The organism is Butyricicoccus sp. OF10-2 (assembly GCF_003481925.1).
Lineage (GTDB): Bacteria > Bacillota > Clostridia > Oscillospirales > Butyricicoccaceae > Agathobaculum > Agathobaculum butyriciproducens.
Genome location: NZ_QUMC01000003.1, coordinates 148,941 through 162,593, shown reverse-complemented (window position 1 = coordinate 162,593; position 13,653 = coordinate 148,941). Strand labels below are relative to the sequence as shown.

At 58.2% G+C, this 13,653-nt stretch carries 15 protein-coding genes and 1 pseudogene; 4 read left to right on the top strand and 12 right to left on the bottom strand.

From position 1 onward, the window contains the following. Nucleotides 1-107 precede the first annotated feature (107 nt). The 6 genes and pseudogenes from DXB00_RS03295 to DXB00_RS03270 form a co-directional block, all read right to left on the bottom strand. A complete protein-coding gene (locus tag DXB00_RS03295) occupies nt 108-482 on the bottom strand; it encodes a hypothetical protein (RefSeq protein ID WP_118478570.1) in 375 nt (124 codons plus the stop codon). Continuing rightward, the gene (locus DXB00_RS03290) at nt 482-784 is read right to left on the bottom strand and encodes a DUF2089 family protein (protein WP_110437322.1); all 303 of its coding nucleotides are present in this window, start codon (nt 782-784) and stop codon (nt 482-484) included. Before DXB00_RS03290 ends, DXB00_RS03295 begins: the two co-directional genes overlap by 1 nt. Before the next feature lie 138 nt (nt 785-922). Then, nucleotides 923-1,417: a GNAT family N-acetyltransferase gene (locus tag DXB00_RS03285; RefSeq protein ID WP_118478568.1), complete on the bottom strand. Its 495-nt coding sequence runs from the start codon at nt 1,415-1,417 to the stop codon at nt 923-925. A 2-nt stretch (nt 1,418-1,419) separates the two neighbouring features. Beyond that, nucleotides 1,420-2,193: an alpha/beta hydrolase gene (locus tag DXB00_RS03280; protein ID WP_118478566.1), complete on the bottom strand. Its 774-nt coding sequence runs from the start codon at nt 2,191-2,193 to the stop codon at nt 1,420-1,422. A gap of 8 nt (nt 2,194-2,201) precedes the next feature. Further along, nucleotides 2,202-3,224 carry a LacI family DNA-binding transcriptional regulator gene (locus DXB00_RS03275; protein ID WP_118729761.1) on the bottom strand — a complete coding sequence of 341 codons (1,023 nt, stop codon included), beginning with the start codon at nt 3,222-3,224 and terminating at the stop codon, nt 2,202-2,204. A gap of 266 nt (nt 3,225-3,490) precedes the next feature. After that, nucleotides 3,491-4,185 (bottom strand): annotated as a pseudogene (locus DXB00_RS03270) (ATP-binding protein). A 969-nt stretch (nt 4,186-5,154) separates the two neighbouring features. Between DXB00_RS03270 and DXB00_RS03260 the strand changes: the two are divergent. Genes DXB00_RS03260 through DXB00_RS03250 form a run of 3 tightly spaced genes read left to right on the top strand, consistent with a single transcriptional unit; the run spans nt 5,155 to nt 8,591 of the window. Then, nucleotides 5,155-5,823, top strand: a complete 669-nt coding sequence (locus DXB00_RS03260) for a Crp/Fnr family transcriptional regulator (protein ID WP_118730314.1) — start codon at nt 5,155-5,157, stop codon at nt 5,821-5,823. Between the two features lie 26 nt (nt 5,824-5,849). Beyond that, a complete protein-coding gene (gene pepV / locus DXB00_RS03255; RefSeq protein WP_118730315.1) occupies nt 5,850-7,214 on the top strand; it encodes a dipeptidase PepV in 1,365 nt (454 codons plus the stop codon). A 9-nt stretch (nt 7,215-7,223) separates the two neighbouring features. Next, entirely contained in the window at nt 7,224-8,591 is a 1,368-nt protein-coding gene (locus tag DXB00_RS03250) for an MATE family efflux transporter (RefSeq protein WP_119214513.1), read from the top strand. Between the two features lie 264 nt (nt 8,592-8,855). On the opposite strand, the gene DXB00_RS03245 is transcribed toward DXB00_RS03250, so the two are convergent. Continuing rightward, a complete protein-coding gene (locus DXB00_RS03245) occupies nt 8,856-9,578 on the bottom strand; it encodes a peptidoglycan recognition protein family protein (RefSeq protein WP_243107147.1) in 723 nt (240 codons plus the stop codon). 269 nt (nt 9,579-9,847) lie between these two features. Here DXB00_RS03245 and DXB00_RS03240 point away from each other — a divergent pair, with 269 nt between their 5' ends. Further along, nucleotides 9,848-10,438, top strand: coding sequence for a GerMN domain-containing protein (locus DXB00_RS03240; RefSeq protein ID WP_118730317.1), 591 nt, complete (start codon nt 9,848-9,850; stop codon nt 10,436-10,438). A 44-nt stretch (nt 10,439-10,482) separates the two neighbouring features. On the opposite strand, the gene thiE is transcribed toward DXB00_RS03240, so the two are convergent. From thiE to DXB00_RS03215, 5 genes are read right to left on the bottom strand one after another with little or no spacing between them, the layout of a single operon-like run. Beyond that, nucleotides 10,483-11,115: a thiamine phosphate synthase gene (thiE, locus tag DXB00_RS03235; protein WP_118730318.1), complete on the bottom strand. Its 633-nt coding sequence runs from the start codon at nt 11,113-11,115 to the stop codon at nt 10,483-10,485. Between the two features lie 20 nt (nt 11,116-11,135). Continuing rightward, a complete protein-coding gene (locus tag DXB00_RS03230; protein WP_119214512.1) occupies nt 11,136-11,690 on the bottom strand; it encodes a hypothetical protein in 555 nt (184 codons plus the stop codon). A gap of 27 nt (nt 11,691-11,717) precedes the next feature. Then, the gene (locus DXB00_RS03225; protein WP_158575588.1) at nt 11,718-12,440 is read right to left on the bottom strand and encodes a nitrilase-related carbon-nitrogen hydrolase; all 723 of its coding nucleotides are present in this window, start codon (nt 12,438-12,440) and stop codon (nt 11,718-11,720) included. Then, entirely contained in the window at nt 12,437-12,913 is a 477-nt protein-coding gene (locus DXB00_RS03220) for a YbaK/EbsC family protein (RefSeq protein WP_117752153.1), read from the bottom strand. Before DXB00_RS03220 ends, DXB00_RS03225 begins: the two co-directional genes overlap by 4 nt. Nucleotides 12,914-12,918: 5 nt before the next feature. Next, the gene (locus tag DXB00_RS03215) at nt 12,919-13,449 is read right to left on the bottom strand and encodes a DUF1836 domain-containing protein (protein ID WP_117492121.1); all 531 of its coding nucleotides are present in this window, start codon (nt 13,447-13,449) and stop codon (nt 12,919-12,921) included. Between the last annotated feature and the right edge of the window lie 204 nt (nt 13,450-13,653).

Below are 13,653 nucleotides of genomic sequence, written 5' to 3'. Positions count from 1 at the left end.
AGACCCTCCAAGGGAAAGGGGGGATTCACAAGAGGGTGGAAACCGCAGGTGTCTACCCTCTTGTGCCCCGCCGGGCAGGCCATGTCCCGCTGAATTCAGCGAAAAACTCACAAATCCTGAATATTCATCTTCTCGATCTGCTTTTTGCGGTTCATCCCTCTGCGGCTGAGGAAGTAGATCACCAGCAGCACGATGGTCGGCATGGAGATAACGAGCAGCGTCAGCACCGTGTTGAGCACCGTCACGAACACGTCATACGAATCCACTCCGCCAACCGCATTGTCAGCCACTGAGGTCATCACCACATTCGTCACCACGTTCAGCAGGATGAACAGCTCCCCCGAAAACGTGATGGCAGGCAGTACCAGTCCCGGCACTTTGCTCTTCCGTCTGGAAAGATAGACCTGCAAAATAATCATTGCCGCGACAAACGCGATCAGAAAAATCAGCGAAATAATTGTAGAAACCGTTGCAATCAGCATTATTTGTTCCCCTCTCTCAGCTTTTTGTACTCGTTGATGAGCAGCTTCGCCGTGTCAAAATCCAGCTTGTCCTTGACCGCAAGACGCTTGATGAGCGCGATATACGGCTCCTCGTCCGCCTGCTCGCCAAGTCTGATCTTCTGGATCAGACGGTCCAGACGCAGGCGCACGGTCGGGTAGGTCACACCGTAAATGCCCGCGACCTCCTTGAGCGAACCCGACGCCAGCACGAATTTTTTGATGAACGACACGTCCTCCTCGTCCAGCGATGCAAGCCACTCCGGCATTACCTCGATTGCCACGGCTATCACTTCCTTTCATTGCAACTTCATTATAATATCAAATTATATTAAAGTCAATCTTTAATTTTATCAAAGTCCGGAAATAAAAAAACGGCACACCGTGAGATTCTCTCCGGTATGCCGTTTGCTGTTTCTTACTTACTTTTCTACTCGTTTCTGGAACGCCAGACGTTCTCCGCGCCCGTTTTCCAGCTCAATGACGCCGCAATAGGTATAGCCGAGCTTGTTCAGCAGACCCTGCATGGGCTTGTTGTTCGCGTGCGTGTCGATGCGGATGTTGCCGCACTGCTCCATGCACCAGTTCATGCAGAACGAAGCCGCGCCGTGCGTGCCCTTTGCCGCCGCGATACGGTGGACAACGCCGTACGGCGCATCGTCCAGCCAGGCGCCGCCGCGAATGACGCGGTAGGTCGGCTCGCCGTCGGTCGTAAACGCAAAGGTCGCTGCGATTTTGCCGTTGTCCTCGCAGACGTAGCTGCGGTGCAGTGCAAGATCCTTGTCCAGCATTTCCTGCGTCGGGAATCTGTCTCCCCACTGATCGGGATTGCCGTTTTCGCGCATAAATGCCCGCGCGTCCGCAAAAATTTTCTGCATCGCCGGAAGATCCTCCGGCCGGGCGTGTCGAATCTGCATTGTTATTCCTCCTTCAGCCATTCCGCGCAGAGTACCTGCCAGCGGTTTATATGCCGGTCGGGCACGCGCCCTTTCATCGGGTCTGCTGTCTCCAAATCCGCGAGCGCGAGTCCGTGCACGCCGTGCGGGAACAGGTGCAGCTCGTGGCTGATGTTCTCTCGGCGCAAAGCCGCCTCGAGCAGCAGCGTGTTCTCGACCGGAACGGTCGCGTCCGTCAGGGTGTGCCACAAAAATGTACGCGGCATGCGCGCGGAAACCAGCGTTTCCAGCGAAAATCTCCGCTGTTCCGCAGCATTTTCACCTGCCAGACGCACAAAGCTGCCGCGATGCGCATACGCTCCCGCCGAGACCACCGGATAGCACAGCACCGCCGCATTCGGTCGGTGCGCCTGCAAATCCGTGCCCGCAGGAAACCAGTCCGCGTCGTGCCACGTCGCCGCCAGCAGTCCCGCCAGATGGGCGCCCGCCGAAAATCCGCCGACCGCAATGCGGTCTGCCGCGATGCCGAGCTGTGCCGCATGTTCTCTCACCCAGGCGACAGACGCGGACAGCGTGTGCAGCGGCTTTACGCCAAGCGGCACCTCCGTGCAGTCGTACTCGAGCACGAACGCTTCCACACCGTCCCGCGCAAACGCACGCGCGACCGGTGCGCCCTCCCGGATGGAGCAGTATTCGTAGCCGCCGCCCGGGCACAGGATGAGCGCAGGCTTATTCCATCCGGCCGGTGCCGGAAAATGCGTCAAAACGCCGTGATCGAGCCGCAAAACCTCTTTCATCGCGCACCTCACACGTTGTAGCGGTTGCGGATATCAATGCACGCAAGAATGCGGTCGGTCTCCGGCTTTTCGCCTGCCAACAGGTAGTCCATGAGCAGCTCGATCGGACGTGCCCCCTGCAGGGCGGCATCCTGATCGATCAGGAAGTCGATGAGTCCGCGGCGGACATTCTCCGCATTTGCCGGAATCAAATCGTGGCAGATCAGGTGCACCTTGCCCTGTAAACCCAGTTCACGCAGCGCGTCGCACGCGCCGAGCTGACCGTTTACCGAAACGTACACACCGCGCAGCGACGGATGCTCCTGCACGGCGCGGCACACAATATCATGCGCCAGCTGCTGATCGTCCCCGCAGGTCTGCGGCGGCAGCAGACTCAAACCGGGGAAATTTGCGGCAGCCTCGGTCTGAAAGCCGTCCACACGCTGCTGATGTGACCAGTTGTTTTCCTGACCGGCAACCAACAGGACTTCCCCGTGACCGGCGAGCAGCAGGTCCATCAGACCGGCGCTCATGCGTCCGCACGCGAAATTGTCCACGCCGACATAGCACAGGCGGCCCGAGTCCGGCAGATCCGAGTTGAAGGTAACGACCGGCATGCGCCCGGACAGCTCCTGAATACGGGCGCGTATCCGCTCGTCCTCCGCCGGAGAAAGCGCGATGCCCTGCACGCCTGCCTCGAGCAGCTCGTCGATCACGTCCAGCTGCTGCTGTGCATCGATGCCCTCAAGCGGCCGCACGAGCACCTCTGCGCCGGTGGTGGTAAAGTGCGCCGATGCGCGTTCGATCTCCTCAAATACCGTGTGCATGAACATGGTCTCGACCGACTGGACGATCACGCCGATCCTGATCGGGTTTTTCGCGCGTGCCAGCATGCGTCCCGCACGGTTCGGGCGGTAGCCTCGCTCTGCTGCAATGCAGCGCACGCGTGCCGCAACCTTGGGATCGACGCGTCCTCTGTCGTTAAGTGCCCGATCCACCGTACCGCGGGAAACGCCCGCCAGCGCAGCGATTTCTGCCAAAGTGACTGCCATGAATTTTCGCTCCTACATACCGCGTTGCGCGGTGTCATTCCAAAGGCACCACCACACAATTTGACTGCGGTGCTTTGTGGAAATTTTGCACTCTGACTTTGTTACGATTCTTGCAATACATCAAGTATTGCTGCGAAACCGTGCCGCGTCAGAACACAAACTTTACTCACAAATCACTCTTGTCCAATTATGTGGTGTTACCTTTTTATTTTACACGTTTTGAACGAAAATTGCAAATGCAAATCAGTGAAATCGACAGAAATCGGTCAGTCGTCCAGCAGTTCGCCCTTGATGGAAATGGTCTTCACCTGCCACGGCAACAGCTTGCCGCAGTTCTGCAGCGCGGTGCGGACGGCGTATTCCAGTCCGCCGCAGCACGGCACCTCCATGCGGACAACGGTTACGCTTTTGATGTTGTTCTGACGGAGGATTTCGGTCAGCTTCTCGCTGTAATCCACATCATCCAGCTTGGGACAGCCGACGAGCGTTACCTTCCCCCGGATAAAATCCTGATGGAAATTTGCGTACGCGTAAGCGGTGCAGTCTGCCGCGATGAGCAGGTTTGCGCCGTCAAAATAAGGCGCATTCACCGGCACAAGCTTGATCTGCACCGGCCACTGGCGCAGCTGGCTCGGCATCGGAATGAACGAGGCCGGCTGATTGACCGGGGCGTGTTCCATACTCCGTGCCATGCTGCCCGGCATCCGGTGTGCGGCTGAGATTTTGCCTGCATATTGGCCTGCACGGCGGCTTCGTCGTAAGCGGCGGCTTCGCGCTCGACGAACGAGATAGCGCCTGTCGGGCAGACCGGCAGGCAGTTGCCGAGGCCGTCGCAGTAGTCGTCGCGGAGCAGAGCGGCTTTGCCGTCCACCATGCCGATAGCGCCCTCGTGGCAGGCGTGGGCACACAGGCCGCAGCCGTTGCATTTTTCTTTGTCGATTTCGATAATTTTGCGAATCATAGTGTTTTCTCCTTATATATCCTGTTTCTTGTCTTGAGATGGTTCCGCTGAGCCAGCGGGGGGCCGCCTACCCGGCGGGGGCACAAGAGGGTAGACACCTGCGGTTTCCACCCTCTTGTGGATCACCCCTTTCCCTTGGATAGTCTGGCGCAGATTGCCGACATGTGACCGCTGCGAAATAAGGGAACGGCAGAGGATTTTTTCTTCCGTGTCTTTCGCAACCTGTTCGCAGGGTCAGATACCGTTCTGCTACACAGGTCGGCTACTTCCAGCAGGCGCGGCATGACAGTGCCGCGCAATTCGTAAGCGCATTATGATAGACAGCACCTACGAGGATAAATTGTACCAAACGTCTAAATTCGCAGATGCCGTGCGTTACAACGTGCCAAAGAGTTGCGCGACACTGTTATGTCGCGCCTGCGCAGAGTAGCCCGTATGTGTAGCAGTACGCTGTCTGTGAACTGCGAAAAGGCGGAGAAAGATACGCTGCGATAACCCGACTGCCGTTCCCCTTATTTCGCAGCGGTCACATGTCAGTAATCTGCGCCAGACTATTTAACAAGGGAAAGGTAGGAGTTCAAAGAGGAAGGAAAACCGCAGGTTGTCCTTCCTTTTTGCCCACCGCCGTGGGTACGGCGTCGTCCCCGCTGCGGGGCGCGGCACGTTCCCGCCGTCCGCAGACGGCGAATCCCCCGCTGAGGTTCAGCGGAAAACTTCCCGCCCGTCAGGGGCGAACACGCCTGCGGCAGTTCGAGTGCCCCGCTGGGTCGGTGCAGAAAAGAAGCCGCCCGGAAAGGGCGAACACGCTGACGCAGTTCGTGTGCCCCGGCTTTCCGGTGCTGAAAAAGCTGCCGCCCCGTTCGGGCGAACCCGCCTGCGCGGTTCGTGTGTCCCGCTTGACTTTACGCTCATATCTTACTATACTGAGAAGGCAAAGTATGTTGTCCCAACAACAAAACAGGAGGAAATATGAACCTGTCCATCCTTGCGCGCTGCGGCCTGTTCCGCGGCATTGAAACCGCAGAATTATCCCCGCTTTTGCGCCGTCTGCACGCCTGCACGCGTGAATTTGACAAATTTCAGCCGATTTACCGCGTTGGCGATACCGCGCATGCGCTGTGCATTCTGCTCTCGGGCGGCGTGAATATCGAGCGCTGCGACGCATGGGGCCACAAGATGCTGCTCGATCACATTACGCCCGGTTCGGTATTCGCTGAAACGTACGCCTGCGTCCCCGGCACGCCCATGATGGTCTCCGCGGTGGCGGACGAGCCGTCCGAGGTGCTGTTCCTGCCGAGCGAAATGCTGCTCTCCTCTGCCGCGCAGGACAGCGCGCACAGTGTGCTTTTACGCAATCTTTTGGACGTCACCGCGCAGAAAAACCTGCTTTTGACGCGAAAAATCTTCCACACAAGCCCGAAATCCATGCGCGGCAAGCTGCTGTCGTACCTGTCCGCGCAGGCGGTGCAGCACGGCTCGGACACGTTCGACATTCCGTTTGACCGTCAGCAGCTTGCCGACTACCTCGGCGTGGACCGCAGTGCGCTGTCCGCCGAGCTGAGCCGCATGCAGCGCGACGGACTTATCTCATACAAAAAGAGCCATTTTGTGCTCAATCATTCCCAATCCGATGAATAATCCACCCTGTTAAGGAGGTTTTTATTATGAACTGCAAACCCTATATCCGCGCACATGCGGACGAACTGCTGGAAAGTCTTGCCGCGCTCGTGCGCATACCGAGCGTGGAAGGCGTGCCGGAAGAGCATGCGCCGTTCGGCCGTGAGCCTGCCCGTGCGCTGCACGAAACGCTTGCGCTCTGCGAAAAGCTGGGTTTCCGGACCGGCAATATGGACGACCGCGTCGGCTGGTGCGAGTACGGCGAGGGCGAGGAAATGGTGGCTGTGCTCGGTCATCTGGACGTTGTGCCCGCCGGCGACGGCTGGACCGAGACCGAGCCGTTTTCCGGCGAAATCAAAAACGGCCGTATTTACGGACGCGGCACGATGGACGACAAGGGCCCGATGGTGGCGGCCATCTACGCGCTGGCGGCGCTCAAGGATGCCGGATTTGCCCCCTCCAAGCGCATCCGTCTGCTGTTCGGCACCAACGAGGAAACCGGCTGCGGCGATATGTCGTGGTACGTTTCGCATGGCGGCGAACTGCCGGTGTACGGCTTCACGCCGGACGGCGAATACCCGATCATCAACGGCGAAAAGGGCATTCTCAACGGCACTTACAGCCGAAAGCTGCACCAGACCGGCGATTACCGCCTGACAAAGTTCGAGGGCGGTGCTGCCTCCAACATCTCTCCGGCGTATGCAGCGGCGGAGCTGCAGTGTCCGGCGGACGCGGCTGCCAAAATCTCGGCGGACAAGGTAACCATCACGCCGATCGAGGGCGGCATCCGCGTGGAAGCCGAGGGCATTGCCGTTCACGGCTCGACCCCGGAGCAGGGCGAAAATGCCATCGGACGGCTGGCGCAGGCACTCAATCAACTGCCGCTGACCGGCGAGCTTGGCGACTGCATCGCATTTGTGGCAGAGCGCATCGGCATGGAGGTACACGGCGAGTCCCTCGGCCTCGCCATGCGCGATGAGCTGTCCGGCCCGCTGACGCTCAACCTCGGCGTGGCAAAATTTGAGCAGGAAACGCTGTCGCTCGTTTTCTCGGTGCGCTACCCGGTCACCCTGAAATACGAGCGCGTGTACCCGCGTCTGTTGCGCGGTTTCACGCTCGGCGGCTTTACTGAAACCGAAATGACGCACGCGGCGGCCATTTACATGCCGCCCGAAAGCGAACTCATCCGCAGACTGTCCAAGGTATATGAGGAGCAGACCGGCGAGAAGGCCGAGCTGAAGAGCATCGGCGGCGGCACCTATGCCAAGTCCATGCCGAACCTTGTCGCATTCGGCCCGATCTTCCCCGGCGATGAGGTGCGCGAGCACAAGCCGGACGAGTACATGGAGATCGAGCGCGTGCTGCAGAACGCGGAAATCATCGCGGCGGCAATGTACGAACTGGCAAAGTAAGGAGATTGTATGAGCAGAGAGACAAATATGACCGTCGGCCGTCCGACAAAACTCATTCTCGGACTGGCCGTACCGCTGATTTTGACAAATGTCGGTCAGCAGCTGTACACAGTCGCAGACGCGTCCATCGTCGGGCGCGGTGTCGGTGTGGAGGCGCTGGCCGCACTCGGCGCGACCGACTGGCTGTACTGGCTGGTGCTGTGGACCGTGCAGGCCATGACGCAGGGCTTTTCCGTGCTCGTGTCGCAGACCTTCGGCTCAAACGATAAAAAGGGACTGCGCAAGGCCATCACCATGTCCGTGCTGCTGTGCGCGGCAGTCGGCATCCTGCTGACCGTGGTGTTCGTGTCCTCGGCAGGCTGGCTGCTGCACCTGCTGGACACGCCCGAGAACATCTATGACGGCGCGCACATTTATTTAACCATGATGTATGCGGGCACGCTCATCACGATGGCGTACAACATGGCAGCGGCGATTCTCCGCGCACTCGGAGACGGCAAAAGTCCGCTTATTGCCATGTTTACTGCCGGATGTCTGAACATTGTGCTCGATCTGCTGTTCGTTATCCGCTTCGGCTGGGGCATTCCGGGCGCTGCCGCCGCGACGCTGCTCGCGCAGCTGTTTGCATTCGCGTACTGCGTCATTGCGCTGCGGAAAATCCCAGCTGCGTCCGTCGAAAAGCCGGACTGGCAGCCGGACGGCAGTGTAATCCGGCGGCTGTGCCATCTTGGTCTGCCGCTCGCGCTGCAGCATTTCGTCATCGTCATCAGCGGCATCATCATGCAGGCGGTTATCAACACCTGCGGCTTTGTGTTCCTCGCGGGCTTCACCGCGACCAACAAGCTGCACGGCCTGATGGACTGCTCCGCGTCCGCGTTCGGCTACGCCGCCTCGACCTACACCGGCCAGAACTGGGGCGCAAACCGGCTTGACCGCGTGCGGATGGGTGTCCGCTCGACGCTTGTGCTGGCGCTCAGCTTTTCCGCGCTGCTGGCGGCGGGCATGATCCTGTTCGGCCGTCACGTTGTCGCGCTGTTCATCTCCGCGGATGCTGCCAACGCCGCCGAGGCGCTGTCGGTCGCGTATGATTATCTGGTTGTCATGAGCACGTTTTTGCTGTCCGCCTATGTGCTGCACACCTACCGCTCGGCCCTGCAGGGCATGGGCTTTACGACCGCGCCCATGCTCTCCGGTCTGACCGAGTTCGCAGGCCGTGTGGGTGCATCGCTGCTGCTGACCAGGGCCATCGGTGAGCGCGGTCTGTTCTACACGGACGCGGCCGCGTGGACATTCGCAGCGGTATTCCTTGCGGCATCGTACTATATCCAGCTGCTTATCATCCGAAAAAAGGGTCTGACCTATCAAAACACCAAGTAACAAAAAGAGGCTGTAAGAGATGCTTACAGCCTCTTAATTTGTAGAAAAATCTATTTTTCTACGAATTTGACACAAATCGCGCAGCAGCGCGCATTCAATAGAATTTGCACTGCAAATTCATAAAAACCGGGAGCATGTATCACGGTTTTTATACCTATAGAGGGAGAAAGTTTCGACCATCGGGAGGAACTTTTGGACGACTTTGGAACGGCCCACGGTCCGTTCCTGCTTGTCGGCGAAACTGTAGTTTCGCAGCAGCTGCGCTTATTCGCCGTAGATTCCGGCGCGGTCGTTGATAACCAGTGTGCGGAGCAGCTCTTCGGTCAGGTCGAGTTTTCCGTGCTCGTCGCCAAGCAGCCAGCCCTTGCGCGTCAGCTTCTCGACAGTCGGCTTCGCCCACGCGGGAACGGCGGAAACGCTGTTGTACGTCCTGCGGGTGCTCTCGATGATCTTCTTTACCTCGGCTTCGGTCATGTCAGGTTCCTCCTTTTTCTGTAGACCCTGCTTGAATGCTGTCCACGCGGATGCGCTCTCGACGAACGGCGCAGGACAGTTTTTGTGTGTAACATCGTAGTGGCGCACAACATTTTCGAGCGGAATACCGTATTTCGCCATCAGTTCGCACGTCAGCGCCTGCGCCCGACGCACAGTCTCGGGCATAAAGTAGAATTTCTCGCCGTTTTTGCGGCTGCACAGCTCAATGCCGATGCTGTTCGCGTTGCGGCAGTACGGGTGGAAATAGACGCCGCGCGTGCCGCAGTGCCATGCGATATCCGCGTCGCGGACCGACTGCCAAACCTCGTTTTCGTCCACAAAATAGTGCGCTGAGGTCGAAATCTCCGCCCGAGCGAAGTAATCCGCGTTATTTTTTGCGGTATCGCCGTCGTTCGCCGTAAAGTGAATCACCAGATAGCAGATATCCTCCTTTCCGCGTGCGGATCGGCGGTAGTTGCCGCTGTGCGCCTGTTTGAATGCAATGTTCATCATTGCGTCACCTCCTTCAACCCTATGCCGGATGGAGGTGAAAATTGACCGTGAATGGTCAACTTTTTGAAAATTTTCGAGAAATTTTTCTGCACCGATTGTGCAGGGCACTCGAACTGCCGCAGGCGGGTTCGCCCCCCAACGGATCGGTGCAAAAAAAACAGAGGACGCCCAGACCGGGGCAAAAAGCCGCCGTTTGTTAACAGTATATCCCTTGTATTTTCCCGTCTGGCTTGATACAATAGGCTTGTAAGAGAAAGGAGGCGTTTACAATGAAACGCTCAAAAGTTATTATAGCCGTAATTGCGATCATTGCAGTAGTCGCCGCAGCCTGTGTATATGGATATGTCCGCAGCAAGCCCGCCGATGAGCCGGAAAAGCCTGCTGTTACCAAGCCGGAGAACCCGACCACGCCGGACGACAGCAATTCCGGCAAACCGTCCGATTCCAAGACCGATAAACCTGCCGTACAGCCGGAAAACCCCAATCCGAGCGGCACGGAGTCGGTCACGATCTACGTTCCGGATGAACAGGGCGAAACGCTCACACCGACCGGCGCAGACGCGAAGGACGACTCCGACCAGTCGCTCGTGGACGCGCTCATCGCCGCAGGCTCGCTGCCCGAGGGCGTCAAGGTGCAGTCCTCGTCACTCGAGAACGGCACGCTCACGCTCGACATGAATGCCGCCTTCGGCGAGGCGATCCGCGCCTCCGGCACCGCCGGTGAAACGCTCAAGATCTACGCACTGGTCAACACGTTCGCGCAGGCGCGCGGCGCAACCGCAGTGCTCATCACCGTGGACGGCAAGGTGCTCGAAAGCGGACACGAGATCTACGATTACGCGATCGAACCGAACAACTGACCGGCAAAAGAAAAGCTCCGAAACGCCTGTTTCGGAGCTTTTTCTTACTTATTCATCATTTTCAGGAACTTTTCCTTGATATGCGCGGCAGCCGCGCACGGATCGTCCGCCTTCATGACGGCAGAGACCACGGCGATGCCCTTGATGGGGCTGTCAGCCAGCACGTCCATGTTATCCGCGTTCAGGCCGCCGATGGCAACCACCGGAATCGGGACCGCGCGGCACACATCGTTCAGCACGGAGACCGGCGTAACCTTGGTGGTAACGTGGGTAGTCGTCGGGTAAATGGCGCCGGTGCCAAGGTAATCCGCGCCGTCATTGTACGCGGCAACGGCTGCTTCGACCGTCTTGGCGGTCGCGCCGACGATCTTATCCGGGCCGAGCAGCTTGCGGCACACGGCAACCGGCAGGTCGCTCGCGCCGACGTGCACGCCGGCTGCATCGCAGGCAATGGCAACGTCCACGCGGTCGTCGATGATGAGCGGCACGCTGTAGCGGTCGGTGACGGACTTGACCTGCTGCGCCAACTCAAGGTAGCTGCGTCCGCCGGTGTCCTTCTCGCGGAGCTGAATGAGCGTTGCACCGCCCTTGCAGGCTTCGTCCACCGCGTGAAGCAGGGTCTCGGTCGTGTGGTAGGTACTGTCCGTAATGACATACAATGTAGGATCAAACTGCATGATGATACTCCTTTTTTAACTTATTGTGCCGTTTCGCATTCTTTTACCGTCTTGCGAATGAAAAACAGGCTGATAACATCAACAACGTAAATAAACTGGGAAATGACCTGCAGGACTGCAGTTCCCGTGCCGATTGCACCCTGCTTGCACGCGTGCAGGATGAGCGCAATGCAGTAGCCGGACGAGGCCATCATGGCAAACCAGGCAACCAGCATTTGTAAGAGCACGACCGGCAGCGTCATCGGGAAAATCAGCGTAAACATGCCGTAAATCATGCCGAAAAAGAAATTCAGCAGGAACATTGGAATCGCGATGCACTTCATTGCAATGATGCAGCGCCACAGCGTCTGCCGCACCGCCGGGTCGGACAGCCGCCTGTACATCACAGCAGCGCAAATCAGATTGCAGATTGCCAACGGCCCAATAAGCAGCCAGAACAGGAATAATCCCATCTGAAATATGTCCTTATCCGTTCCTTGCGCCACAAAAGCGCACAGAAATTCGCCTGCATACGACAGCGCCAGACCGACAAAGCAAACGATTTCACAGATGATAAAGCATTTGGCAGCCTTCATTTCCTCTCCCCATTCACTTAATTTTCATCAATTTATTTTCACGATAAGCAAATCCTGTTCTTCCCCGAGTTCACCGAGCGCGGTGCCGTCCGGCTGAAACGCCATGCTGTGCCCGACAAATTTTCCGGGCGCATACTGATCTGCACCGAGCACGGTCAGACCATTCTCGATGGCTCGCGCGCACAGAAGGGTGCGCCAGTGCAGCAGCTTGTTTTCGCCCTGCACCCAGCCCGCCGGAACGAACAGCGTCTCGGCGCCGCGCGCCTTCTGCTCGGCGGCCAGCGCCGGAAACCGAAGCTCGAAGCAGGTAATGATACCCAGTTTTCCAGCGGGTGTCTCGATGGGCGAAAACGGCTTGTCCCCTGCCCGGCACTCATCGGATTCCCGATAGCCGAACGCATCGTACAAACGGTTCTTGCGGTGCGTTCCGCGCAGGCTGCCGCGGTCGTCAAGAACCGCAATCGTGTTGTACGGCAGACCGTCCGTGCGCTCGTACATGCCTGCGGCAATCCACAGGCCGTATCTCCTGCAAAGCTCACCGAGCGCAATAATGAACGCGCCGTCACACGGCTCTGCGGCCTCGATATTTTTCGACCGCGCGTTCACTTTTGCGTAATACATGCTGTATTCCGGCAAAAACAGCATTTCCGCTCCATTTTCCGCTGCCGTTTGTGCAAGGCGTTCTATTTCCCTGAGATTGGCAGTTTTGTTCTCTCCGGCGCCGAACTGCCCGATAGCAACCGTGCTCACGCCTCTCTCCAGCCCTTGCAGACGTCCACCCATGCCTTGAAACCGGAGAATTTCTCCAGTTCCGGGATGGTGACCTCGATGGCTGAGTTGGACGAGCCGCACGCTGGGAATACCGTCTCGAACCGTCGGAGCGATTCATCGAGGTAGACCGTTACGCCGTCGTTCACGCCGAACGGGCACACGCCGCCGACCGCATGACCGATCTCCGGCTCGACCTCCTCAAACGCGAGCATCCGCGCCTTGCAGCCGAACCGCGCCTTGTACTTCGGGTTGTCGATCTTGGTGTCGCCTGCCGCAACGATGAGGATCACGCCGTCATTCGTGCGGAACGACAGCGTTTTTGCGATGCGTGCCGGTTCGCAGTGGACAGCTTCGGCGGCCAGCTCCACGGTCGCACTGGACACCGGGAATTCGATCACGCGATCCTCTGCGCCGAACTGACGCAGATACGCTTTTGCTTTTTCGATGGACATGGGTCTCAATCTCCTTCTGTCTGCTGCGGGATATCGTCGATCATGCTTTCGCACAGCCGACGTAAATAATTTGCAATTTCGCTGAGCGCAAGGCATGTGCACAGCCGCTCCTCCGGGTCATCCGGCGTCTCGGGCAGCTGGGCAGTCAGCAGCGGCGGAATGGCTTCGCGCATGCGCTTCTTGTCCGCGAGCAGATGCTCGTAGCACGCCGCAAAGTCCACATCGTCCCGACCGGTCAGCGCCTTCACATCGTTTAAGCGCAGCGTCTGCTTCAAATGGTACACGCAGAGCAGCTGCATGATCTGCTGGCGCGTGTATTTTTTGCCCTTCACCGGCGTCATAAGCCCTTCCTTGACGTAGTTGTTGACCATGGTTTTTGTCAGCAGCTTATCCTCCGGCGTGCGCTTGCTGCCCGATAAGCACTGATCGAACAGCGTCAGCACCTGATCCATATACAGGTCAAGCTGCGGCACCTCGTCGGGCATGATATCGCGGTCGGCAAAGACCGCTTCTATGGTTTTCTCCAGCCGCGGCATGGCGTTCACCTCATCTTTTACAAAATATCGAGGCAACACCGAACAATTAAAGCTGCGGCTCCTTGTGCAGGCTCCGGTCGCACTGCCGCGGCGCTTTACAGAAATTTTGTGCCCTGACTTCGTTGTGAGTTCACGGTAATACATCAAGTATTACCGCAAACTCACGCCTCGTCAGAACGCAAAATTTACTCGTAAATCGCTCTT